Annotated in this window: 20 protein-coding genes; 3 read left to right on the forward strand and 17 right to left on the reverse strand. The window is 72.4% G+C overall.

Annotated features, from left to right (window positions below; translation table 11 throughout):
* Positions 1-3: 3 nt before the first annotated feature.
* From VM636_RS08570 to VM636_RS08585, 4 genes are all read right to left on the reverse strand, one after another.
* Positions 4-1422: a sugar porter family MFS transporter gene (locus VM636_RS08570; protein ID WP_030421547.1), complete on the reverse strand. Its 1419-nt coding sequence runs from the start codon at positions 1420-1422 to the stop codon at positions 4-6.
* Positions 1423-1648: 226 nt separating this feature from the next.
* On the reverse strand, positions 1649-5365 hold the full coding sequence (locus tag VM636_RS08575; RefSeq protein WP_338484242.1) for an AAA family ATPase: 3717 nt from the start codon (positions 5363-5365) through the stop codon (positions 1649-1651).
* Positions 5366-5638: 273 nt separating this feature from the next.
* A complete protein-coding gene (locus VM636_RS08580; RefSeq protein ID WP_030421545.1) occupies positions 5639-5851 on the reverse strand; it encodes a hypothetical protein in 213 nt (70 codons plus the stop codon).
* Between the two features lie 368 nt (positions 5852-6219).
* On the reverse strand, positions 6220-6501 hold the full coding sequence (locus tag VM636_RS08585; protein WP_030421544.1) for an acylphosphatase: 282 nt from the start codon (positions 6499-6501) through the stop codon (positions 6220-6222).
* A gap of 160 nt (positions 6502-6661) precedes the next feature.
* Here VM636_RS08585 and VM636_RS08590 point away from each other — a divergent pair, with 160 nt between their 5' ends.
* Positions 6662-7846 (forward strand): CAP domain-containing protein, encoded by a 1185-nt coding sequence (locus VM636_RS08590; RefSeq protein ID WP_053913726.1) that lies wholly within the window; start codon positions 6662-6664, stop codon positions 7844-7846.
* 20 nt (positions 7847-7866) lie between these two features.
* Here the strand turns inward: VM636_RS08590 and VM636_RS08595 are convergent, their stop codons facing one another.
* From VM636_RS08595 to VM636_RS08610, 4 genes are read right to left on the reverse strand one after another with little or no spacing between them, the layout of a single operon-like run.
* The gene (locus tag VM636_RS08595) at positions 7867-9108 is read right to left on the reverse strand and encodes a site-specific integrase (protein WP_053913641.1); all 1242 of its coding nucleotides are present in this window, start codon (positions 9106-9108) and stop codon (positions 7867-7869) included.
* Positions 9108-9302 carry a helix-turn-helix domain-containing protein gene (locus tag VM636_RS08600; RefSeq protein WP_053913725.1) on the reverse strand — a complete coding sequence of 65 codons (195 nt, stop codon included), beginning with the start codon at positions 9300-9302 and terminating at the stop codon, positions 9108-9110. Before VM636_RS08600 ends, VM636_RS08595 begins: the two co-directional genes overlap by 1 nt.
* The gene (repSA, locus tag VM636_RS08605) at positions 9299-10726 is read right to left on the reverse strand and encodes a replication initiator protein RepSA (RefSeq protein WP_338484243.1); all 1428 of its coding nucleotides are present in this window, start codon (positions 10724-10726) and stop codon (positions 9299-9301) included. Before repSA ends, VM636_RS08600 begins: the two co-directional genes overlap by 4 nt.
* Entirely contained in the window at positions 10723-11007 is a 285-nt protein-coding gene (locus VM636_RS08610; protein ID WP_159042113.1) for a hypothetical protein, read from the reverse strand. Before VM636_RS08610 ends, repSA begins: the two co-directional genes overlap by 4 nt.
* Positions 11008-11256: 249 nt before the next feature.
* Here VM636_RS08610 and VM636_RS08615 point away from each other — a divergent pair, with 249 nt between their 5' ends.
* Complete coding sequence (locus tag VM636_RS08615) at positions 11257-12015, forward strand: GntR family transcriptional regulator (protein WP_053913723.1); 759 nt, start codon at positions 11257-11259, stop codon at positions 12013-12015.
* Positions 12012-12560, forward strand: coding sequence for an AAA family ATPase (locus tag VM636_RS08620; RefSeq protein ID WP_267887094.1), 549 nt, complete (start codon positions 12012-12014; stop codon positions 12558-12560). Before VM636_RS08615 ends, VM636_RS08620 begins: the two co-directional genes overlap by 4 nt.
* A 749-nt stretch (positions 12561-13309) precedes the next feature.
* On the opposite strand, the gene mutM is transcribed toward VM636_RS08620, so the two are convergent.
* From mutM to VM636_RS08665, 9 genes are all read right to left on the reverse strand, one after another.
* Positions 13310-14167 carry a bifunctional DNA-formamidopyrimidine glycosylase/DNA-(apurinic or apyrimidinic site) lyase gene (gene mutM, locus VM636_RS08625; RefSeq protein ID WP_030421539.1) on the reverse strand — a complete coding sequence of 286 codons (858 nt, stop codon included), beginning with the start codon at positions 14165-14167 and terminating at the stop codon, positions 13310-13312.
* An 80-nt stretch (positions 14168-14247) separates the two neighbouring features.
* Positions 14248-15090 (reverse strand): ribonuclease III, encoded by an 843-nt coding sequence (rnc, locus tag VM636_RS08630; protein WP_030421538.1) that lies wholly within the window; start codon positions 15088-15090, stop codon positions 14248-14250.
* A 19-nt stretch (positions 15091-15109) separates the two neighbouring features.
* Complete coding sequence (rpmF, locus tag VM636_RS08635) at positions 15110-15283, reverse strand: 50S ribosomal protein L32 (RefSeq protein ID WP_003951102.1); 174 nt, start codon at positions 15281-15283, stop codon at positions 15110-15112.
* Between the two features lie 5 nt (positions 15284-15288).
* Positions 15289-15939 (reverse strand): DUF177 domain-containing protein, encoded by a 651-nt coding sequence (locus tag VM636_RS08640; RefSeq protein WP_030421537.1) that lies wholly within the window; start codon positions 15937-15939, stop codon positions 15289-15291.
* Positions 15940-16098: 159 nt separating this feature from the next.
* Entirely contained in the window at positions 16099-17259 is a 1161-nt protein-coding gene (locus tag VM636_RS08645) for an ATP synthase F0 subunit B (protein WP_030421536.1), read from the reverse strand.
* A 120-nt stretch (positions 17260-17379) separates the two neighbouring features.
* Positions 17380-17859, reverse strand: a complete 480-nt coding sequence (gene coaD, locus VM636_RS08650) for a pantetheine-phosphate adenylyltransferase (RefSeq protein ID WP_030421535.1) — start codon at positions 17857-17859, stop codon at positions 17380-17382.
* 26 nt (positions 17860-17885) lie between these two features.
* Positions 17886-18473: a 16S rRNA (guanine(966)-N(2))-methyltransferase RsmD gene (rsmD, locus tag VM636_RS08655; protein WP_030421534.1), complete on the reverse strand. Its 588-nt coding sequence runs from the start codon at positions 18471-18473 to the stop codon at positions 17886-17888.
* Between the two features lie 84 nt (positions 18474-18557).
* Entirely contained in the window at positions 18558-20786 is a 2229-nt protein-coding gene (gene recG, locus VM636_RS08660) for an ATP-dependent DNA helicase RecG (RefSeq protein WP_338484244.1), read from the reverse strand.
* Positions 20787-20971: 185 nt separating this feature from the next.
* Positions 20972-22873 carry a DAK2 domain-containing protein gene (locus VM636_RS08665; protein ID WP_338484245.1) on the reverse strand — a complete coding sequence of 634 codons (1902 nt, stop codon included), beginning with the start codon at positions 22871-22873 and terminating at the stop codon, positions 20972-20974.
* Positions 22874-23125 lie beyond the last annotated feature (252 nt).

Genomic DNA, 23125 nt, shown 5'->3' on the forward strand with positions numbered 1-23125 from the left:
GTGCTACCCCATCTCCTCCAACGCCTTGCCCTTCGTCTCCTTGACGAACTTGAGGACGAACGGGATGGAGAGCGTGGCGAACATCGCGTAGATCACGTACGTGCCGGAGAGGTTCCAGTCGGCCAGGGACGGGAAGCTCGCGGTGATGGCCCAGTTGGCGATCCACTGTGCGGAGGCGGCGACGCCGAGCGCGGCGGCGCGGATGCGGTTCGGGAACATCTCGCCGAGGAAGACCCAGACCACGACGCCCCAGGACAGGGCGAAGAAGAGCACGAACATGTGGGCCGCGATCAGGGCCACCCAGCCCTGTGTCGCCGGGAGCTTGCCGTCGACGAGGTCGTGGGAGAAGGCCCACGCCTCCAGCGAGAGGCCGATGACCATGCCGACCGAACCGATCAGGGCGAGCGGCTTGCGGCCGACGCGGTCCACGAAGATCATCGCGATCACGGTGCCGACGATGTTGATGATCGACGTCGTGAACGAGTAGAAGAACGAGTCGGTCGGGTCGACGCCGACCGACTGCCACAGCGTCGAGGAGTAGTAGAACGCGACGTTGATGCCGACGAACTGCTGGAAGACCGACAGGCCGATGCCGATCCAGACGATCGGCTTGAAGAAGAAGGTGCCGCCCAGGAGGTCCTTGAAGGACGATTTCTCCTCGCGGCGCATCGCGGTCTCGATCTCGGCGACCCGCGCGTCGAGGTCGGCCCCCTCGCCCTCGACCTCGGCGAGGACGCGCCGGGCGCGTTCGTGCCTGCCGACCGAGACGAGGAAGCGGGGCGACTCGGGGATGGCGAAGGAGAGCATCCCGTACAGCACGGCCGGGACGACCATGACACCGAGCATGACCTGCCACGCCTCCAGGCCCATCAGCCGGCCGCGCTGGTCCCCTCCGGCGGCGTTGAGCAGGCCCCAGTTCACGAGCTGCGAGACGGCGATGCCGACGACGATCGCGGCCTGCTGGAAGGAGCCGAGCCGGCCGCGGTAGGCGGGCGGGGAGACCTCGGCGATGTAGGCCGGGCCGATCACCGACGCCATGCCGATGGCGAAGCCGCCGACCACCCGCCACATGGCGAGGTCCCACAGGGCGAAGGGCAGGGCGGAGCCGATGGAGCTGACCACGAAGAGCGCCGCGGAGATCTGCATGCAGCGGATGCGGCCGATGCGGTCGGCGATGCGCCCGGCGGTCGCGGCGCCGAAGGCGCAGCCGATCAGGGCGACGGCGATGACCTGGGCCAGGACCGCCGACCCGACGTCGTACCGGTCGCGGATGGCCTCGACGGCGCCGTTGATCACGGAACTGTCGTAGCCGAACAGGAAGCCGCCCATCGCGGCGGCCGCCGCGATGAAGACGACATGGCCGAGATGTTCGGGGTGAGCCGCCCTCGCGGCTGGTTCGGACGCGGGCGATGTGCTGGTCACGTGTACTCCTCGGGCCACCGGCAGCGCTGCCGGGGTGGGGTCCGCCCTTCGTGGTGCCACGTGAGGCACCTGAAGGTGAAGGCAACGTTGCAGAGACTAAGCCTTCAAGTTTCGAAGTCAACAGGGTGGGTTGGGGAAGGAAAGGCCGACGATGGGAGATCAAGCGTTCAAGACATGAAGCCAAGGTGCCGGTTCGGCGGTGCTCCGGTGTCCGCGGTCCGGCCGTTCAGCGCAGCCGCTGGCCGATGACCTTCGACACGCCGTCGCCCTGCATGGACACGCCGTACAGCGCGTCGGCGACCTCCATCGTCCGCTTCTGGTGCGTGATGACGATGAGCTGCGAGGTCTCCTGGAGTTCCCGCATGATGCCGATCAGCCGCCGCAGGTTGGTGTCGTCGAGGGCGGCCTCGACCTCGTCCATGACGTAGAACGGGCTCGGCCGCGCCTTGAAGATCGCCACGAGCAGGGCCACCGCGGTCAGCGAACGCTCCCCGCCGGAGAGCAGGGAGAGCCGCTTGACCTTCTTGCCCGGTGGCCGGGCCTCGACGTCGACGCCGGTGGTGAGCATGTTGCCGGGGTCGGTCAGGACGAGCCGCCCCTCGCCGCCCGGGAAGAGCCGGCCGAACACACCCTCGAACTGCCGGGCCGTGTCCCGGTATGCCTCGGTGAAGACCTGTTCGACGCGCGTGTCGACGTCCCTGACGACCTGGAGCAGGTCGGCCCGGGTCTGCCGGAGGTCCTGGAGCTGCTCTCCGAGGAAACGGTGGCGCTCCTCCAGGGCCGCGAACTCCTCCAGGGCCAGCGGGTTGACCTTGCCGAGCTGCTGGTAGGCGCGCTCGGCCGCCTTCAGCCGCTTCTCCTGCTCGGCGCGGACGAAGGGCCGGGGCCGGTTGCGGGGGTGCTCCGGGTCCTCCGGCGGTTCCTCGCCGTCGGCGGGGGGCGAGGGTGGCACGGGCCGGTGCGGACCGTACTCCGCCTCCAGCCCCGCCGGTTCGACACCCAGTTCCTCCAGCGCCTTCGTCTCCAGCTGCTCGATGCGCAGCCGCTTCTCGGCGCCGAGTACCTCGCCGCGGTGAACCGAATCCGTCAACTTGTCCAGCTCCGCCTTGAGGTCGCGTCCGGCGGCCCGGGCGGCGGTCAGTTCCTCCTCGCGGCGGGTCTTGGCGGCCTCCGCCGCGGCGCGCTCCTCGTCGGCTCGGGTGAGGGAGACCTCGACGTGGGCGAGGAGCTGCCGGGCGCCGCGGGAGACGGCCTCGGCGACGGCCTCCTCGTGGCGGAGGCGGGCCCGGAGGCGTTCGGCACGCGCGCGTGCCTCACGTTCCGCGCGGGCGGCCCGGTCGAGGGAGTCGGCCCGTCCGGCGAGCCCCTTGACCCGCTCCTCGTGCGTACGGAGCTGGAGGCGGGCCTCCATCTCGGTCTGGCGGGCGTTGGCCCCGTCGGCGGCCAGCCGGTCGCGTACGGAGGTGTCGGGCTCCTCCTCGCCGGGCGCCTCCTCGGCGGCGGTGAGCCGCTCGGCCAGTTCCCCGGCCTCGGCGAGGGCCTTCTCCAGGGCCTCCTGGGCCCGGTCGGCGGCGGCCTCGGCCCGCTCCGCCTCCCCGGCGGCGCCCCGGGCCTGTCCGGCGAGCCGGCCCAGGCGCTGGGCGACGGAGGACTTCTCCCGGTCGGCCTCGCGGCGCCGCTCGCCCAGTTCCTCGACGAGGGCGGCGCGGCGGGAGTGCTCCTCCGCCGCCGTGGCGCGGGCGACGGTCAGTCGCCCGCAGCGGGCGTCCAGGTCGCGGAGCGCGGCGGCGGCCTCGTCGACGGAGGCCCGGACCTCCAGCAGGCTGGGGGCACCCGCGGAGCCGCCCTGCGCGTAGTGGGCGCCCAGCAGGTCGCCCTCGGCGGTGACCGCGGTGAGCCCCGGCCGGGCCCGGACCAGTTCCTCGGCGTCCTCCAGGGTCCCCACGACGACGATCCCGCGCAGCAGGCGCCGGACGGCGGGCAGCAGTTCGGCGGGGCCGCGGACGAGGTCGGCGGCGAGGGGGAAAGCCCCGGACGGGGGCGGCGGCGCTTCGCCGGGCCGGTGCGCGTGGTGCGGCGTGTCGGACGGGTGCGCAGGCCCCGGCGTGTCAGCGGGCTGCCGCTCGCCCGGAGTGTCGCCGAACCGCCCGTCTCGCGGCACGTCGTCCGCTCCCGCCCGCGCCGGTGTGTCGCCGGTCCGGCGCGCCCCCGGCGGGTCGTCGGGGGCGCCGGCGAGGAGCAGGGCGGCTCGGCCCGCGTCCTGCTTGCGGAGCAGGCGCAGGGCTTCCGCGGCGGCCGAGGGGGAGGCGACCGCGACGGCGTCGGCGGCGGCGCCGAAGGCCGCGGCGAGGGCCGTCTCGTGGCCGGGGGCGACGGTGAGCAGTTCGGCGGCCGGTCCGAGCAGGCCGCCGAGGCGGTCCCCCGCGGCGAGGAGGGCGCCGGTGCCGTCCTTGCGGCGCAGCCCCAGGGCGAGGGCGTCGTGGCGGGCCTGGGTGGCGGCCCGTTCCCGTTCGGTGGCGGCGAGCGCGTCGCGGGCGGCGTCCAGGGCGTTCTGCGACTCGGCGAGCCGGACCCGGGCGGCTTCGTACCGCTCGGCGAGATCACGGTCGTCCGCGTCCAGCCCGTCGACCTCGGCCCGGAGGGACGCGTACTCCTCCTGCGCGGCGGCGGCCCGCAGGCGTGCCTCGTCCCGGGCGGCGGCCAGCCGCTCGATCTCGGCCTGGGCCGCGGCGGCGCGCGAACGGGCCGCGCCCGCCTGGGCGCCGAGACGGGCCAGTCCCTCGCGGCGGTCCGCGAGGGCGCGGGCGACGTCCCGCAGGCGGCGTTCCTCGCGGGCGAGTTCGGCCTCCAGCTCGCCGCGGTGGGCGACCGTGTCCTCCAGGGCGCGTTCGGCCGCCTCGCGGGCGGCGTCGAGTTCGGCCTCCTGCTCGCGGACGCGGGCGGCCTCGCGTTCCAGTTCCTCCGGGTCCCGGCCGCGCCGTTCCTCGACGGGGGCGGAGCGGGCGCTCTGCACGCGCGCGTCGGCCAGCGAGACCGTGCCGCGTACCCGCTCGGCGAGCTGGGACAGTTCGTACCAGGTCTGCCGGGCGCTCTGGAGGCGGGGCGCGAGCCGGCGCACCTCGTCCTCCAGCAGGGATTCGCCGTGCAGCGCGCGGGCGAGTTCGCGTTCGGCGGCCTCCTTGCGCTCCTTGAGCGCGGCCTCGTCGGCGACCTCGGCCCGCAGCGCCTCCCGCAGCCGTACGAGGTCGTCGGCGAGCAGCCGCAGCCGGGCGTCGCGCAGGTCGGCCTGGATGACGGCGGCCCGCCGGGCGACGGCGGCCTGGCGGCCCAACGGCTTGAGCTGGCGCCGGAGTTCCTCCGTCAGGTCCTGCACGCGGGCGAGGTTGGCCTGCATGGAGTCGAGCTTGCGGAGGGCCTTCTCCTTGCGCTTGCGGTGCTTGAGGACCCCGGCGGCCTCCTCGATGAAGGCCCGGCGTCCGGCGGGGTCGGCGTGCAGGACGGAGTCGAGCTGGCCCTGCCCGACGATGACGTGCATCTCCCGGCCGATGCCGGAGTCGGAGAGCAGTTCCTGGATGTCGAGGAGCCGGCAGGTGTCGCCGTTGATCTGGTACTCGCTGCCGCCGTTGCGGAACATGGTCCGCGTGATGGTGACCTCGGCGTACTCGATGGGCAGGGCGCCGTCGGAGTTGTCGATGGTCAGCGACACCTCGGCCCGGCCGAGCGGCGGGCGGCCGGTGGTGCCGGCGAAGATGACGTCCTCCATCTTGCCGCCGCGCAGCGACTTGGCCCCCTGTTCGCCCATGACCCAGCTCAGCGCGTCCACGACATTGGACTTGCCCGAGCCGTTGGGGCCGACGACACAGGTGATGCCCGGTTCGAACCGGAGGGTGGTCGCGGAGGCGAACGACTTGAATCCGCGGAGGGTCAGGGCCTTCAGGTGCACGCGGCCCGACTCTACCTTTCTCGGACATCTCGCTCCACGAACCGGTGAACCGGCGCGGTTTCACGGGTGAACGGGCAGGGCAGACCAGACGTTGAAGGCTTCAAGGAACGCACGGGGAACGAACGGGGGCGGGGCGGGGACGCGGAGCGACCGAAGGGGGCGGGCAAGAAAGAAGGGACGCCGAAGCGTCCCTTGCAACTCGGACAACGAAGCGGTTGACGGGCGGCGCAACCACTGCTGTGCCGTCATGGAACCCTGGAGCGATTACGGTGATCAGGTGAGCGCAGGCTCCGCCTGGTGTGCGTCAACGCTCTCCATGCTCTCCATGATCCTTTCGTGAGAGGCGGCAGCCGCCAGGGCGTCGTTCTCCGCCTGGATCCGTACGAGCTCGGATTCCAGGTCCTGGACGCGCTGCTGGAGCCGTCGCATCTCGGCGAGGAGTCGAGGGTCGGAGCCGCCGACGTAACCGAGAAGCGCCTTTGCCATGATGGATGGTCCTCCACAATGAGTGACCGACCGATGCGGTGTGGGTCGTGAGGGATTCGCACCCGCGATGCCTGGCATTCGTGAGCCGCACTGCCGTTCAACCATGCCAAACAGCTCAGGTGCGCGGGGCTTTCAGCGTCTCACCAAAAAGTTTGACGGTCAACACGATCACGCCCCGTATCGGCGGGCGCCGGGGGCGCGCGGCCGTCGGACGGCGGCGCCGCGACTCCTGCGGGGCCCTCGGGGCGTGGCGATCACTCTGCCGTCCGGAGCCTGTCACGAGCCGGCCGCCTTGGCAACCACCTGCTCGTTTTCCCTCCCGGCGGGGCGCGGCACGCAGCTCGTGCCGGGCGCCGGGAGGGCCGGTGTCAGCGGATCGCGAAGCCGTCGTAGCCGCCGCGCGGTGTGTCCCAGATCTCCGTGACGCCCTCCACGCGGCCGGGCGTGTCGTCACCGCGCAGCCAGTCGAGCAGGGCTTCGCAGCGGTCCCTCGGGCCCTCGGCGACGACCTGGACCCGGCCGTCGGCCACATTGAGAGCGAAACCACTCAGTCCGCCGAGTTCCAGCGCCCGGGCGCGGGTGAACCAGCGGAAACCCACCCCTTGTACCCGTCCCCGCACCCATGCCACCAGTCGCGCGTCCTCGCTCATGAGGGCAACCTAACCGGTCAAACTCCCTCCGGGCACCCGCGGCCCCTGGCCCATGCGGTACCGTCCCCACCCAATGAATCTCATATGAAACTCACTCGATCGTGTGAGTTCAGTGGTGATCATGAAGGTCGTCGACCGCCAGGACGAGGAAGGCCAGGACATGGGACGCCACCGACGCTCCGACGCCGGCCGCGCCGCCACGGGCCGCGCCGCGGGGGGACAGCAGCCGGACGGCCCGGCGGGCAGGGACCCCCGCCCACTCGGCCGGGACGCCGACGGCCGCCCCACCATGGGCATCGCTCCCTACCTGAACCCCGACGCGTACTCCGAGGCGCGGGCGCGCAGCGAGGCCTACCTCTTCGCGCCGGACGAGCCGCAGGCCGCGGTGCCCCCGCAGGCCCGCCGCATGGTCGACCTCCCCGGCGAGGACCACGCGCACGAGGTGCACGCGCCGGAGGTCTACACGCCCGCCGACGGCCCGCAGCGCTCCGGCGCGCACCGCCGCCGCAAGAAGAAGGCCGCCACCCCGGTCCGCACGGGCCTGCTCGGCGTCTCCGCCGCCGTGGCCCTCGGCACGGTCGCCGTCGCCACGGGCGCGGTGCCGGGCCTGGAGAACTACCGGATCGGCGGTGACGCCGGCGGCTCCGACCGGGTCCAGGCCGACGGCGGGCCCACCAACAGCCCGGCGGGGCTGGGCGGCACCTCCGGCAGCGCGGAGGCCGGCCACGGCGCCGAGGCGTCCACGAGCCGCGGCACGGGCCGTACGGCCTCGCCCTCCACCCCCGGCTCCTCCACCGCCCCCGCCGCCCCGTCCGCCACGCCCTCCGCCCCGGCCCCGACGGCCGACGAGGCGCCCTCCGAGACGTCGGAGCGGGAGGCGGCGCCCGGCACCAAGTCGCCCGCCACGCCCCCGCGTACGGAGACGAAGGCGCCCCAGCGGGTCGAGGCACCGGTCACCGTCTCCGAGCGGGCCGCGGCGGAGGCCGCGGTGCTCACACTGGTCAACGAGGAGCGGGCCAGGGCCGGGTGCAGCCCAGTCGCCGCCAACAGCGCGCTGCGCGACCTCGCCGAGAACTTCAGCAGGGCCATGGCCACCCAGGGCTTCTTCGACCACACCGACCCGAGCGGCGCCACGCCCTGGGACCGGGCGGAGAAGGCCGGCATCGCCAACCTCGGCGGCGAGAACATCGCCCGGGGCCAGGCCGACGCGCAGGCGGTGATGGACGCCTGGATGAACAGCCCCGGCCACCGCGCCAACATCCTGAACTGCGACTTCCGCACCCTCGGCGTGGGCGTCCACTTCGCCCCCGGCGGCCCCTGGTGGACCCAGAACTTCGGCTACTGAGATAACCGCAGGTCAGCGGGCTAGTCGCCCTCGTGGGCCCTCTCCGGGCCGTCAGCGGCAGGCCCCTCGTCAGAGAAGACGCGATCCACGGCGGCCTGGGTCCGGGACCCGCTCGACGGCATCAGGTGCGTGTACGTCCGCAGCGTGAAGCCGGGGTCGTGGTGCCCCAGGTACTCGCTGAGAGCCTTGATGCTCTCCCCCGCGTCCAGCAGCACCGAGGCATAGAAGTGCCGCAAGGCATGCATGCCGTTGTCCCGACCGGCCTCGACACTCGCGGCCCGAAGCGCCGGCCGCCACACGCGATCGTTGAAGCGGTTCCGGTCGAGCGGCAGCCCGGCAGGGCCAGTGAAGATGAGCGATGCCGTGACCGGCGGACCGTCGAGGTTTTTCCACGGAAGCGTGATCCGCGTCGCGGGGTGGCTCTTGAGGTGAGCGGCCAGAGCGAAGGCGACGGACTGCGGCAGAGGCACGTCACGTTCCTTGCCGCCCTTCGGGGGAGCGAACACCGGCCGGTGCAAACGCAGTAGCTTGACCTGCCGGACGACGTGGACCACTCCCCCGAGGAAGTCGACGTCTTCCACGGCGAGGCCGAAGACCTCCCCTTGACGCAGGCCGCATCCGGCAGCGACGTTGACGAGCGCCTGATAGCGGTCCGGCAGGGCCGAGCGCACATCCATGATCCGCTCAGCAGGCCACGGCTTGACCTTGCGTGGCTCCAGACGCGGCGCACGCACGGACCGAGCGCTGCACGGGTTGGCGCGAATGATTCGGTCTTCCACGGCGGAGGTGAACACCGTCGACACGTGAGCGAAGATGCCGCGTCGATACCCGGCGGAGAGGCCCCGATCCTCCAGCGTCCGCAGCCAGACCCGCAGATGCGACGGTGTGAAGGAGGCCAGCGGCCGAGAGCCCAGGTACGGAATCGCGTGCAGGCGGAGACGACTCTCCACCGACTCACGGGTCAGCGGGTCAGTGATCTGCGAGGCCATCCACTCAGTGGCGTACTGCTCGAACGTGACCTTGCCAGCCACGGGATCCACGTAGTCGCCGCGCGACATGTCGGCCTCGATATTGGCCAACCACTGCTCCGCCTTGCGCTTCTGCTTGTCAGGGAAGCTCTTGGACTTCTCGGAGCCGTCAGGGCCGACGTAGCGGGCGCGGTAGCGCAGGCCGACGCCGAAGCGGTCGGTCTTGACCTTGACGGTCTTGCCGTCGGTGCCGGTCTCGACCTTGTACCAGCGGTCTTGTACGTGTCCGGCCATCAGGCGGCCCTCTCCATCTGGGACTGGACCCAGACGCGAACGTCTTCGGGGTCGAAGCGAAGGTGCCGGCCGACGCGGAAGCCGCGCGGTCCGGTCTGCTTGCGGCGCCACTGATAGACGGTCTCGACCGGGACGCCGAGGAGGTCAGCCAGGTCGACCGGGGTCAGGTAGCGGTCGGGCAACGAGCGCTTCACGCCCACACCTCCATGTCGTCCATGTCGTGCAGGTCGGCGAGTGCTTCGCGTGCTGTCTCGCGGTTCAGGTGCAGCTCACGGGCGATCGATGCAGCCAGCCAGGATTCACCGGGGGTGTGGCCCTGTCCGGCGTAGGTCCAGTGGGCGAGCACGAGCGTGGAGCCCTCCGTGTCGTCGAGGTCTTCGGAGAGCCCGCGTTCGCGGCGTTCCTGGCGTGCGCGGTAGTCGGCGCGGACCTGGCGGAGGGCGCCGAGCGTGGTGGAGTACTGGCGGCTCTTGGTCGAGAAGTGCCCGCGGAAGCCGAGCATGTGAGCCCAGCGCGCCAGCAGGCGATCCGGGTAGGAGTCGTCCAGGTCCCAGCCCGCTTCGATGAGCCGTCGCGTGTGCGCGGGCAGGGGCAGCTTGTCCAGCTCGGACAGCTCCCCGATCCGGCGGTCAACGGTGCCGGTCGTCTCGGCCGCTTTGGTGGCGTACTTGGCGACGTAGGAGGCCACGGCCTGTTCGGTCAGTTCCTCATGTCCGAGGGCGCCGATGGGTTGCACGTCGACCTGGTCACCCCACCGCAGGGTGCGGGCGGGGAAGTCGCCGGATGCGGGGACCGGTACGGAGACGCGGGCGGCGGCAGCGCGGATCGCGGCGTCCAGGAGAGCGACCGTGGCCCACGCCGGCGGGGCGGTGTCGGGTCCGTCGGGGCCGTCGAGGCGGACCACGGCGTGGAAGTGGACGGAGCCGCGTTTCTGGAACTCGGCGACCTTGCCGAAGGAGACCCGGCATACCTCCTTCATTGCCGCCTGGGTTAGTCCTGCGTGGGCGGCGATCTCGCGGCGCAGGTAGATGGTGAAGCGGCGCCACAGGTCGGAGGCGAAGTTGTTCCACAGCACCGCGCCCGCGTAGTCGTACCGTTCGGGGGCGAGGGCCGTGCCCAGCTCCGGGGCGTCCTCGGTATGCGTGTGCCCGCAGCGGCAGCGCCCGGAGTCGGGCCGGTTGTGCACGGGTCCGAAGGACGGGGCGGTGAGGGTGGCGAAGACACGGGGGTGATCCCGCACGGTGGCGGGTACGTCCTTGCGTGCGTCCCCGGTGATCCCGGCACGGATCAGGTGGTAGGTGTCCCCGGCGTAGGTCCAGGCGCAGGCCGGGCAGCGGGAGGCACGGCGGTTGCCGCAGGCCACCCGGAGAGCGCCGTCCGGCTCGTGCTCGGTGCTGTAGGAGTAGAGCACATCCCCGGTCACGCGGTCGCGGGTCACGGTCTGGCCCATCAGGCGGATGGGGTTCGAGCAGCCGCCCGTACGGCGAACCTGTTCCTGCCAGCGGTCGAAGCCCGGAGCGTTGGCCACCCGCAGCAGGTCGGCCAGCGTTGTGGGGTCACAGCCCAGGGAGGCCGCAGCACCGGCCACGGCCTCCGAGGGGACGGGGAACACCGTCACGCGGCACCCACCAGCAGCTTGGCGACCGCCTTCGTGCGGGCGGGCGAGTGCGCCGAGCACGGGCGGAAGAACGGCTTGTCGTCGGCGAAGGGGGCGTCAACGACCCAGCCGGTGAAGCCACCGTCCAGGAGGTAGCCCTCGATGTGGCAGACACACGACAGGCTCCGCCCCTGGCTGGAGGTCGTGCAGCAGCACGGGACCAGCGCGCCGACGAACCCCGTCAGCGAACCGTCTCCGTCCAGGTCCACGAGCGTGCCGCCGCAGGACGGGCACCCGTTCACCGTCTTGACCGGAGCCGCAGACAGAGCGTGCGACGCAACCAAGGTTCCAGGCATGATGGGACTTCCCTTCGAGGGAGCCAGGGGCGGCGGTTCTTCTTGGCGGTTGAGCGCCGCCCCTGGGCAGACGTAGTAGGTGCTGGGCCTCGCTCATTCGCACAGGAGGCACATCCCTAAGGTTCCCTAGGGCACCTTAGGGTGTCAAGGGGTACGCTAGGGATGTAGCCAACTGAGACGAGGGAGATGGCCCCCATGGCTGACCAGGCCGACAATCGAGCGCCCTATGCGCAGATTGCCGCCCACTACACGGAACTGATCACATCCGGCGAACTCCAGCCGGGCACGCTTCTGCCGAGCATCAAGAACCTGTCGCAGGAGTGGAGCGTTAGCACTGCGACTGCCGAGAAGGCTCTGCGGAAGCTGCGCAACGAGGGCCTTGTCAGGGGCATCCACGGCATCGGCACCGAGGTTCTGGACCGCCCTGCTCCTATGTCCTCCGGGGCTCAGCGCCAGGATCGAGGCCGCCGCACCGGATCTAGTTGGGGAACCGGCGAACGGTCCGACTCACATCGAGCTTCGGTGGTGCCGGCGCCCGCAGAAGTGGCCCAAGCGCTGGACCTCAAGCCCAACTCGAAGGTGATCCGGCGCAGCCGCGTCTACCGCGACCGACACGGCATCGTCGCGCACTCAACGTCATGGATTCCCGCCCGGTACGGAGAGCTGATTCCACAGCTCACGAGCAGCGAGCGACTGACGGGAGGAACCTCCCTGCAACTCATCGCGCAGGCAACCGGTCGCCCCATCACACACCGGTTCGACACCGCGTCGGCTCGGCTGCTGACTCCTGACGACGCGAAGCTGTTGGAGCTAGACCCCGAGAAGGCCCCGCGAGACCCTGTGGTCGTCATGACTGCGAGGTTCGTTGACAGTGAAGGTGCCGTCGTTGAGTACGGTGTCGACCTCGGCGGCCCCGGCCGTACGTGGCAGACGGAATCGGAAGTCGCCCAGTGAATGTCGCTCGCCGACCGTTCTGCGTCCTGATGGTGGGCCTACCTGGTTCAGGGAAGACGACTCTGGCCCGTGCGCTGACAGCGCAAGGGTTCGTCAGACTCTGCCCGGACGAGGAAATGTTCCGCCGACATGGGGTGTACGGGGTCGACTTTCCCCGAGGGACGTTCCCGACCCTTGAGCGGCCGATTCTTGAAGAGACGGCAGTGGAACTCCGTGAGCAGCTCCAGGCCGGGCACGATGTGGTGGTGGACCATGGCTTTTGGACGCCGGAGGACCGTGCTCACTGGCGATCGGTTGCTACCGAAGGTGGAGCGATCTCCGTGGTCGTCTATCTGGAGGCCAGCCACGAAGAGCTGTGGTCCCGCGTGAGCAAGCGCAACGCCCGGCACGAGGACGATCCGAACTCGATCTACTTCGCCGAAAGCGATCTGATCCGCTACCGCTCTCGATTCATTGCCCCGGAGCCCGCTGAGCCGCACATCGTCTACAACGGCGATCCTGAGTCTGTTCTGAAGGCGCTGCAATCGGAGCAGGCCCGCCCTTAGCTCTGAGCCGCAGGCCATCGTGCCAAGCCAGGCACCAGTTACAGGTTTCTCTACCTCATCAAGCCCCGGCTGCGCTCCGCTCCGCCGGGCGCGCTCCCGGCTCCGCTCCGGGCGCCGCTCCTGCCTTCGGCCCGCTCCGCCCGCGCTGCGCCGACGCGCGCCCACGTGTGGATAGGGCCGGAAGCTATGAGTCGAGCACCGTACGACTGCGCCGGCGGGGGCCGGTCGGCTCCGAGACTTTAGGCAGCCACCATGGGGCGAGCCTCGAAGATCATGGCCCAACGTCGTGCTTTAACGGGCAGGTCCACAGACTGCCCGACTCGCCATCAGCTTAATGGGCCATGATCACTCGCCCCATGGCAGCTCCAGCCCAAAGTCTCGGAGCCGACCTCTCACCGTTGCCAACTCACGGTCAAGGGTGGTGGGGGTGGTGGGGGTGGTGGGGATGAGGGGGGGAGATAAAGGAGAGGCGGGCATCCCCACTCGGGCCGTCTCTGGGCCGTGCGGGGGCGCTCAAAGACGACCAACGCTGACAACCACCGACAGCTAAGTCGCAGGTCGCAGCGTTGATCGATTACGTGGGCGCAGGTCAGAGAACCGCCCCCGCACTTCTTCGGCTACTGAGACAACCGCCCGCCACGGGCCCCGGAGGGGCGCACGCGTGGACGCTGCGGGACGGTGTCGCGCGGAGGTGAGGTGAGCGGACGGCCCCCGGCCTCGCGGGGAGCCGTCCAGGAGGCCGGGGCGCGCTACGACGCCCGGGGCGGGCGCTGGCAGGCGGGGCAGAAGTAGCTGGAGCGGTTCATCCAGGGGCGGCGCCGGACCGGGGTGCCGCAGCGGCGGCAGGGCAGGCCCTCGCGGCCGTAGGCGTCCAGGGAGCGGTCGAAGTAGCCGGACTCCCCGTTGACGTTGACGTAGAGGCTGTCGAAGCTGGTGCCGCCGACGGCCAGGGCCTCGTTCATCACGTCCCGGACGTGGCCGAGGAGTGCGGCGGTGCGGGGGCGGGTGAGCGTCGCGGTGGGCCGTTCGTAGTGCAGGCGGGAGCGCCACAGCGCCTCGTCGGCGTAGATGTTGCCGACGCCGCTGATCAGGGACTGGTCGAGCAGCGCGCGTTTGACGGTGGTGCGCTTGCGGCGCAGGGCGAGGTGGAACGCCTCGTCGTCGAAGAGCGGGTCGAGCGGGTCGCGGGCGATGTGCGCGATGACGTCGGGCAGCCCGTCGGGACCGGTGTCGTGCAGGGACAGGCCGCCGAAGGTGCGCTGGTCGACGAAGCGCAGCTCGGTGTCGACGCCGTCCGCGAAGGTCACCCGGACGCGGAGGTGCTTCTCCGGCGGTGCCTCGTGCGGCTGGACCAGGAGCTGGCCGCTCATGCCGAGGTGGGCGAGGACCGCCTGTCCGGTGTCCGCCAGCGGCAGCCACAGGTACTTGCCACGGCGGCTGGGCGTGCCGATGCGGTGGCCCTTGAGCCGGTGGGCGAAGTCGTCGGGGCCGGCGAGGTGCCGGCGGACCGCGCGCGGGTGCAGGACGGCGGCGTCCGCGACGGTCCGGTGGGCGATCCAGCGCTCCAGTCCGCGCCGGACGACCTCGACCTCGGGCAACTCGGGCATGGCATCCCCTCGGGTGGGCCGGTGGACGAGCGAACGCCCGCCCCGGGTCCGGGACGGGCGCGCGGTCGTACGCGGGTGGGTCAGGCGGAGGCCGCGGGCGCGTCGGCGCCCGCCTCGGCGACCCCGGCGGGCTCGGCCGCCCCGGCCTCCTCGGCGGTGGCCTCGGCCGCGGCGCGTTCGTCCGCCGCCGCCCGGATGGAGCGCCAGGCGGATTCCGCGGCCTGCTGCTCCGCCTCCTTCTTGCTGCGGCCGGTGCCGGTGCCGTACGAGACGCCTCCGACGCGGGCGGCAGCAGTGAAGGTCTTCTCGTGGTCGGGTCCGGTCTCCGTGACCAGGTACTCGGGGACGCCGAGCCCCTCGGTCGCGGTGAGTTCCTGGAGGGACGTCTTCCAGTCCAGTCCGGCACCGAGGTTCGAGGACTTCTCGATCAGGGGGTCGAACAGGCGGTGCACCAGCTCCGCCGCCGCGTCCAGTCCCTGGTCGAGGTAGACCGCGCCGATCACCGCTTCGAGGGTGTCGGCGAGGATGGACGCCTTGTCCCGGCCGCCCGTGCCCTCTTCACCGCGGCCGAGCCGGATGAAGGAGCCGAGGTCGAGCCCGCGGCCCACCTCCGCCAGTGCGCGCGAGTTGACCACCGCGGCCCGCAGCTTGGCCAGTTGGCCTTCGGGCAGATCGGGGTGGGTGCGGTACAGCGTGTCGGTGACGACGAGGCCGAGCACGGAGTCACCGAGGAACTCCAGTCGCTCGTTCGTCGGCAGACCGCCGTTCTCGTACGCGTAGGAACGGTGGGTGAGCGCACGCACCAGAAGGGCGGACTCGACCTGATAGCCGAGCCGCCCTTCCAGAAGCGTGTGGGACGAGGCCGTGTGGTCCGCCGGTCCGTTCCCGACGGTGCGGGACGACTGCTTTTTGGGCGTGGACACAGTGCCTCTCACCAGCCGCTCAGACCTCGAGGACCTGGCGCTTGTTGTAAGTGCCGCAAGACGGGCACGCGATGTGCTGCTGCTTGGGCTCGTGGCAGCGCTCGCACGCAACCAGGGTGGGGACCGCAGCCTTCCACTGCGACCGGCGGTGGCGCGTGTTGCTGCGCGACATCTTCCGCTTGGGAACGGCCACGGCTACTACTCCTGCTTCTCGGCGGCGTCTGCTGAACGAGGCGCGTCGCCGCTCATATCGTCCTTCTCGCCGTCTCCGAGTGATCCGGCGAGTCCCTGCAATGCCGCCCAACGAATGTCGACGGCGTCGTGGTGGTGGTCCGGATCGTCCGCCAGGCGCGCCCCGCACTCGGAGCACAGACCCGGGCAGTCTTCCCGGCACACCGGCTGCATCGGCAGTGCGAGCACCACCGCGTCGCGCAGCACGGGTTCGAGGCCGATCAGACCGTCCTCGACGAAGAGCCTGTCCTCGTCGTCCTCGGCGTCGTCGCCCGGTTCCGCGCTGGCGCGGCCCCGGTCGTCGGCGTCAGGGTACGAGAACAACTCCTGGAAGTCCGCTTCGAGCTCCTGCTCCAGCGGCTCCAGACACCTTACGCACTCCCCCTCGGCCCGCGCACGGGCGGTACCCGTGACGAGGACTCCGTCCATGACGGATTCCAGCCGGAGTCCGAGCTCCACCGGGGCGCCCTCCGGCACTCCGATGACCCCCTTGATCCCCAGGTCCCTGGGGGCGTCGACGGTGCGGTTCAGGCGCTGGAGCGCACCCGGCCGTCGTCCCAGCTCGTGCGTGTCGAACACGAGGGGATCACGGTGGTCCAAGCGCGCGTTCAGAACCATTCCTGCTTTCGGTCTCCGTGACTGAGGGGGACGCCGCCCTGCGGTGTTCCCGGGCAGCGGCGATCGCGGACGTACACGCGACCGATGAGCCAGGATACTGGACGTTCGGCGCTCGGCCCAATTCGGTACCGGGCCGCGGGCACCGCCCCGGACCCTCTCCTAGAGCCCGCGGCCCTGCTCGTAGGCGCGGAGCTGTTCGGCGCTGATCATGCTGGTGTCGAAGAGGCTGGTCTCGTCGAGGACCTGCGGCTGGGCCTGCGGCGTCGCCGGCGGGAGCGCCGGGTAGCCGCCCTGCTGTCCGGTGTCGTACGCGGGCTGCTGCCCGGTGTCGTAACCGGCCTGGTACGGGTCGGCGCCGGGCTGCGCGTAGCCGCCGGTGGCGTACGGGTCGGGCTGCTGCGGGTAGCCGTAGGCGTCCTGTCCGCCGTCGTAGCCCTGCTGCGCGTAGCCGGCGTAGGGGTCGGGCTGCTGGGCGTAGCCGTAGGCGGGCTGGGCGGTCTCGGGCGCCGCCTGGGCCGCGGCCGGCTGCCGCTCGCCGTACCCGGCGGCGGCGGGCTGCCGCCCGTCGTACTCCGGGGCGCGGAGCGGGGCCGCGGGGGCGTCGGAGAGGGCCGCGAGGTCGGCGAGGTAGTCGGCGTCGCTGGAGTGCCGGACCGTGGTGGTGTCGTCGGCGAGGGCGCCGAGGTCGTCGGTGGCGATCCGGCCGTGCAGCTTCTGCCGGCCGCGGCCGACCGCCTCCAGCGTCTTGGCCAGCACCGCCTCGAAGGCGCCGAGCTTGGAGTCGACGTAGGAGTCGGCGTCGCGGCGCAGCGTCTCCGGGTCGTGGCTGCGCTCGGGGGCGTCCTCGTCCTCGTAGCCGTTCTCGTCCAGGCCCGGCCCGGTGCCGAGGAGCTTCTCGCGCCCTCGGCCGACGGAACCGAGGGTCTTGGTGAGGACGACCTCGAAGTTGGCGAGCTTGGAGTCGACGTAGTCGTCGGCCTCGGCGCGGACCTCCTCGGCCTCCTGGCGGGCCTCGGCGAGGATGCGGTCGGCCTCGGCCTGGGAGCGGCGGGCGACCTCGGTGCCGGCGACGAGGGAGCCGCGCTCGGCGTGGGCGCCCTCGATGATCCGCTCGGCCTCCTGGCGGGCCTGCGCGACCATCTGTTCCCGGTCGCCGATCAGCTCCTGGGCCTGCGCCAGCGAGCCGGGCAGCTCGGTGCGGAGTTCCTCCAGCAGGGAGAGCAGCTCGGCGCGGTTGACCACGCACGAGGCCGACATGGGCATGGCGCGGGCGCCGGAGACCATCGTGACGATCTCGTCGAGCTTCTTCTGCACGTCCACCGTGTGCTCGCCACTCTCTACAGCTGTGTTGGAGACGGACGGGACGACTGTACGACCCACGGCCCGCCCGGGGACACCGGGTGACGGTTTGTCAGCCCACCGCGCCGCGCGGGGCGCGGGTCAGTCCCTCCCCAGCCGTTCGGCCAGGGCGCCGTGGACCAGCTCCGGGACCAGGTGGGAGACGTCTCCGCCCCAGGTGGCGACCTCTTTGACCAGGGAGGACGAGAGGAAGCTGTAGGTGGGGTTGGTCGGGATGAACAGGGTCTCGACCCCGGACAGCCCGTTGTTCATCTGGGCCATCTGGAGTTCGTAGTCGAAGTCGCTGACCGCGCGCAGGCCCTTGACGATGGCGGGGATCTCGCGCTGCTTGCAGAAGTCGACGAGCAGTCCGTGGAAGGACTCCACGCGCACGTTGCCGTACTCGGCGGTGACCCGGCGGATGAGGTCGATCCGCTCGTCGACGTCGAAGAGGCCCTTCTTGGCCTGGTTGATCATCACCGCGACGTACACCTCGTCGTAGAGGCTGGAGGCACGGGCGATGATGTCGAGGTGTCCGTTGGTGATCGGGTCGAACGACCCGGGACAGACTGCTCGGCGCACTGGTGGTCCCTCGCTCTCCGGTCCGGTCATCGTGCGTCTTCGCACGTAGAGGCGGCGCGACCGTACCAAAACGTTCCCTCGCCGTAGCGACGGGCACGGAGTGCGTCGAAGCCGTCCGGCCAGCCGAACTCACCGCCTCTGGTGCTGCGCTCCACGGTGACGAGCGAGTCCGGCGCGAGCCACCCCCCGGTACGGAGTGTGAGGAGGATCTCCCGGAGATCGTCGTCGGAGACCGCGTAGGGCGGGTCGAGGAAGACCACGTCGTACGGGTCGGCCGGGGGCGCGGCGCGGACGGTCTGCTCGGCCTTCCCGGTGCGCGTCTCGGCGCCGGGCAGGCCGAGGGAGCGCGCGTTCTCCCGGAGGGTGCGGGCGGCCCGGGGGTCGGCCTCCACCAGCAGCACGTGGGCCGCGCCGCGGGAGAGGGCCTCCAGTCCGACGGCGCCGGAGCCCGCGTACAGGTCGAGGACGCGGAGGCCGTCGAGGGGGCCGCCGAGCAGGGACTGCCAGGTGGAGAAGAGGCCCTCGCGCGCGCGGTCGGAGGTGGGGCGGGTGCCGTTGCCCGGCGGAACGGCCAGGCGGCGTCCGCCGGCCCGTCCGGCGATCACGCGGGTCATCTCGGGTCCTTCACGGTGGTGTGGGTGCGGTGGCCGGGCCGCCGTGCGGCGGCACGGGGCAGGGGCGCTGCCCCGTCCAGTCTGTCAGCCCTTCTCCAGGTACTGCTCCCGTTCCGCGTCCAGGAGCGCGTCCAGCGCGGTGCGCAGTCCGGGCAGCCGGGTGAGGTCCGGGTCGGCGGCGACCAGGGCCGCGGCCTCCTCGCGGGCCTCGGCGATGATCTCCTCGTCCTCGATGACGGCGAGGACGCGCAGCGAACTGCGGGCGCCGGACTGGGCCTGGCCGAGGACGTCGCCCTCGCGGCGCTGTTCCAGGTCGACGCGGGAGAGCGCGAAGCCGTCGAGGGTGGCGGCGACGGCGTCCAGGCGCTGCCGGGCCCCGCTCGCCGGGGGCGCCTCGGTGACCAGCAGGCACAGGCCGGGGGCGGAGCCGCGTCCGACCCGGCCGCGCAACTGGTGGAGCTGGGAGACGCCGAAGCGGTCGGCGTCCATGATGACCATCGCCGTGGCGTTCGGGACGTTGACGCCGACCTCGATGACGGTGGTAGCCACCAGGACGTCGGTCTCGCCGGCGGCGAAGCGGCGCATGACGGCGTCCTTGTCGTCGGGGGGCATCCGGCCGTGCAGGATCTCGACGCGCAGGCCCGCGAGGGGGCCCTCGGCGAGGTGTCCGGCGACCTCCAGGACGGCGAGCGGGGGCCGTTTCGCGTCGTCGCCCTGGGCGTCGGCGGGCGGTTTGCGCTTTCCGGGGTCCTCGTCCTCGTCGCCGATGCGGGGGCAGACGACGTACGCCTGGTGGCCCTGGGAGACCTCCTCGCGGACCCGTTCCCAGGCACGGGCGAGGAAGTGCGGTTTGTCGGCGGCGGGGACGACGTGACTGGAGATCGGGGAGCGGCCGGCCGGGAGCTGGTCCAGGACGGAGGTCTCCAGGTCGCCGAAGACGGTCATGGCGACGGTGCGCGGGATGGGCGTGGCGGTCATGACGAGCAGGTGGGGGGGCTGGGTGCCCTTGCCGCGCAGGGCGTCGCGCTGCTCGACGCCGAAGCGGTGCTGTTCGTCGACGACGACGAGGCCCAGGTCGTGGAAGCGGACCTTGTCCTCGATCAGGGCGTGGGTGCCGATGACGATGCCGGCCTCGCCGGTGGTCAGGTCGAGCAGGGCGCGGCGGCGGGCGGCGGCGCCCATGGAGCCGGTGAGCAGGACGACCTTGGTGGCGTTCTCGGCGCCGCCGAGCATGCCGCCCTCGGCCAGCTCCCCCATCATCTCGACGATCGAGCGGTGGTGCTGCTGGGCGAGGACCTCGGTGGGCGCCAGCATCGCGGCCTGCCCCCCGGCGTCGACGACGGCGAGCATGGCGCGCAGGGCGACCATGGTCTTGCCGGAGCCGACCTCGCCCTGGAGCAGGCGGTGCATGGGGTGGTCGGTGGCGAGGTCGTCGAAGATCTCGCGGGAGACGGTGCGCTGGCCCTCGGTGAGGGTGAAGGGCAGCCGGGCGTCGAAGGCGGTGAGCAGGCCGTCGGGCCGGGGGCGGCGGGGGACGGCGGGGAGCTGGGTCTCGGCGTGGCGGCGGCGGGCCAGGGCGACCTGGAGGACGAACGCCTCGTCCCACTTCAGGCGGGCGCGGGCCTCCTCCACGTCGGCCTTGGTGTGCGGGCGGTGGATCTTGTGCAGTGCCTCGGGGAGCGGGAGCATTCCGCGGCCCTCGCGCAGGGCCTCGGGGAGCGGGTCGAGGGCCTCGCCGGCGCTGGGCAGGACGGTCTGGACCGCCTTGGCGATCTTCCAGGACTCCAGTTTGGCGGTGGCCGGGTAGAGCGGGATGAGGGAGCCCGCCCAGGACTCGGCGGCTTCCTCGCCGTCCTCGCCGTCGCCGCGCAGCGGCGCGTAGGCGGGGTGGGCGAGCTGGAGGCGGCGGTTGAAGACGGAGACCTTGCCGGCGAACATCGCGCGGGTGCCGGGCAGCAGTTCCTTGTGGGGCTTGTGCACGCCGTTGCCGAAGAAGACGAGCTGGAGCCGGCCGCTGCCGTCCGTGATGGTCACCTCCAGGCGCTGTCCCTTGCCGCGCGGGGCCCGGGAGGAGGCGAAGGTGTGCAGCCGGGCGTCGGCGACCTGGGCGACGACCGTGACGTGCTCGTCCATGGGGAGGTCGGCGAGGTGGGTGAGCTGTCCGCGCTCCTCGTACCGGCGGGGGTAGTGGTGGAGGAGGTCGCCGACGGTGTGCAGGCCGAGGTGCTCGGCCATCACCTTCGCGGTGGCGGGGCCGAGCACCGACTTCAGGGGCTGGTCGAGGGTCTGTCGCTGTGCGGGCACGAGATCCATTGCACACCACGGCACCGACATCGCCGTACCCTCGCCGGAAAAGCCCTGGTCGTACGGCCCGTACGGGGCGCCCGGCCGGACGCTGCGGGCGGCGGATGCGCCGGTGCGGGCGGCGGGCCGGTGCTCGGGGCGGGGTGCCCGTGCCGTGCGAGCGGGCCGCGGTGGGCCCTTCGACGCCGGTCCGGCTATTCGACGCCGATGAGGAGCAGGGCGCCCTGCCGGCCGCCGTGGTAGACGACGGTGTCGACGGCGAGGTACGCCTCCCTCACCCGGGCCTCCAGCCGGCCGGCGACGGTCTCGGGGGCCTCGTCGCCGACGACCAGGGTGACGAGTTCGCCGCCGGCCGCGAGCATGCGGTCGAGCACGGTCTCGGCGACGGCGGTGACGTCGGTGCCGATGACGGCCACGTCCCCGTCGAGGAGGCCGAGCACGTCCCCGGCCTGGCAGATGCCGGCCGAGGTCCACGACCGGTGCTCGGCGACGGTGACCTCGGCGTGGCGGGTCGCGCCGGCCGCCGAGGTCATGGCCACGACGTCCTCGTCGAAACGGCGCGCGGGCTCGTGCACGGCGAGCGCGGCGAGGCCCTGGACGGCGGAGCGGGTGGGGATCAGGGCGACGCGGACGCCCTCGGCACGGGCCTGGTCGGCCGCGGCGGCGGCGGTGTGGCGCAGTTCGGTGTCGTTGGGCAGCAGGACGACCTCGCGGGCGTGCGCGCGCCGGACGGCCTGGACGAGTTCGCCGCTGGCGGGCGGTTCCCCGGGGCGGGCGAGCACGGTGGTCGCGCCGGCCTCCGCGCAGAGTCCGGCCAGTCCCTCGCCGGGGACGACCGCGACGACGGCGCGCTGGGCCCGCTCCCGGACCGGGCGCTCGGGGGCGTGTGCCTCGTCGTGGCCGAAGTGGGTGATCCTGATCCGGTACGGCCGCCCGGCCTCGACACCCGCCTCGACGGCGGCGCCGGCGTCGTCGACGTGCACGTGGACGTTCCACAGTCCGTCGCCGCCGACCACGACGAGCGATTCCCCGAGGGCGTCGAGCCGCCGCCGCAGCCGCGCCACGGCGTCGTCGGTGGCCTCCAGGAGGTAGATCACCTCGAAGGCGGGGCCGCCCTCGGCGCACTCCGCCCCGGCGCACTCCCCCGGCGTGTCCCGCTCGGTGTGCGCGCCGGAGGGCGGGCGGCCCGCGGGCTCGCCGCGCTCCACGCGCGCGTGCGGCACGACGGGCGGCTCGGGGGCGTGCCCGGTGAGCGCCTCGACCAGCGCGGCGAGGAGGGTGACCAGGCCCTGGCCGCCGGCGTCCACCACGTGGGCGCGTTCCAGCGCGGGGAGCAGACCGGGGGTCGCGGCCAGCGCCCGACGGGCACCGTCGTACGCGGCACGGGACACGGCGGCGCAGTCGCCCCCGGCGTCCCCGGCACCCTCGGCGGCGGCCGAGGCGGCGTCGGCGGCGGCCGAGGCGGCGTCGGCGGCGGCCGAGGCGGCGTCGGCGGCGGCCGAGGCGACGGTCAGGACGGTGCCCTCGACCGGGTGGGCGACGGCCTGCCGGGCGGAGTCGGCCGCGCGGCGCAGGGCCCACGCGAGCACGGCCCCGTCGGCGGCGAACCCGGCAGGACCGCCGGGACCAGCGGGACCAGCGGACCCTCCGGACCCGGCGGACCCGGACTCCGCCGCCCCCGCGAGCACCTGGGCCATCCCCCGCAGGAGCTGCGCCAGGATCGTCCCGGAGTTGCCCCGGGCGCCGATCAGCGCCCCGTGCGCCATGGCGCGCACCACGTCGGCCAGTTCCGGCCCGGCGTCCGCGGACGCGTGCGTTCCCCCGGCCCCCGTGCCCCCCGCGCCCGCCGCGGGGCCCCCGGCGGCCGTCTCCCCCGCCGCCGCGGTCACCGCGGCCGGCACCTCGTGCGCGGCGAAGACCGCCTCGACGGCGGCGGCGGCCGACTCCACGGTCAGGTACAGGTTGGTGCCGGTGTCCCCGTCCGCGACCGGGTAGACGTTGATCGCGTCGATCCCCTCGCGGGCCCGCCCCAGCGCGTCCAGCGACAGTCCGCACCAGGTGCGGACCGCCGAAGCGTCGAAGAACCTCCGCGGCACCTGCGCCTCCCTGAGCTGCTGGACGTGGCAGGCAGCGTAGACCGTGCGGGGCCCTCGGCCCGCGGAGGGCCGGGACCGGCCGGTGGGCCGCCATGGTAGTTTCGTTGTACCGATGCAGTCGTTGTATGCTGCTCCGGTTGCCCGATCCGATCGGGCTTTCCCCTGGCACCGCCACTCAGATTCCGGAACGCTCACGAGCCGAAATCTTGATCCCGGCATGCCGGGATCAACCGTAAGTGCATCTGAAGTCTT

The sequence above is a fragment of the Streptomyces sp. SCSIO 75703 genome (genome assembly GCF_036607905.1).
GTDB lineage: Bacteria > Actinomycetota > Actinomycetes > Streptomycetales > Streptomycetaceae > Streptomyces.

Excerpts from the sequence above, each read along its gene's own strand:
- VM636_RS08590 (WP_053913726.1), top strand. The coding sequence starts at position 6,662 with ATGGGACGCCACCGACGCTCCGACGCCGGCCGCGCCGCCACGGGCCGC.
- mutM (WP_030421539.1), bottom strand. The coding sequence starts at position 14,167 with ATGCCCGAGTTGCCCGAGGTCGAGGTCGTCCGGCGCGGACTGGAGCGC.
- recG (WP_338484244.1), bottom strand. The coding sequence starts at position 20,786 with ATGGATCTCGTGCCCGCACAGCGACAGACCCTCGACCAGCCCCTGAAG.
- VM636_RS08640 (WP_030421537.1), bottom strand. The coding sequence starts at position 15,939 with ATGGTTCTGAACGCGCGCTTGGACCACCGTGATCCCCTCGTGTTCGAC.
- VM636_RS08615 (WP_053913723.1), top strand. The coding sequence starts at position 11,257 with ATGGCTGACCAGGCCGACAATCGAGCGCCCTATGCGCAGATTGCCGCC.
- VM636_RS08580 (WP_030421545.1), bottom strand. The coding sequence starts at position 5,851 with ATGGCAAAGGCGCTTCTCGGTTACGTCGGCGGCTCCGACCCTCGACTC.
- rsmD (WP_030421534.1), bottom strand. The coding sequence starts at position 18,473 with ATGACCCGCGTGATCGCCGGACGGGCCGGCGGACGCCGCCTGGCCGTT.
- VM636_RS08585 (WP_030421544.1), bottom strand. The coding sequence starts at position 6,501 with ATGAGCGAGGACGCGCGACTGGTGGCATGGGTGCGGGGACGGGTACAA.
- VM636_RS08595 (WP_053913641.1), bottom strand. The coding sequence starts at position 9,108 with ATGGCCGGACACGTACAAGACCGCTGGTACAAGGTCGAGACCGGCACC.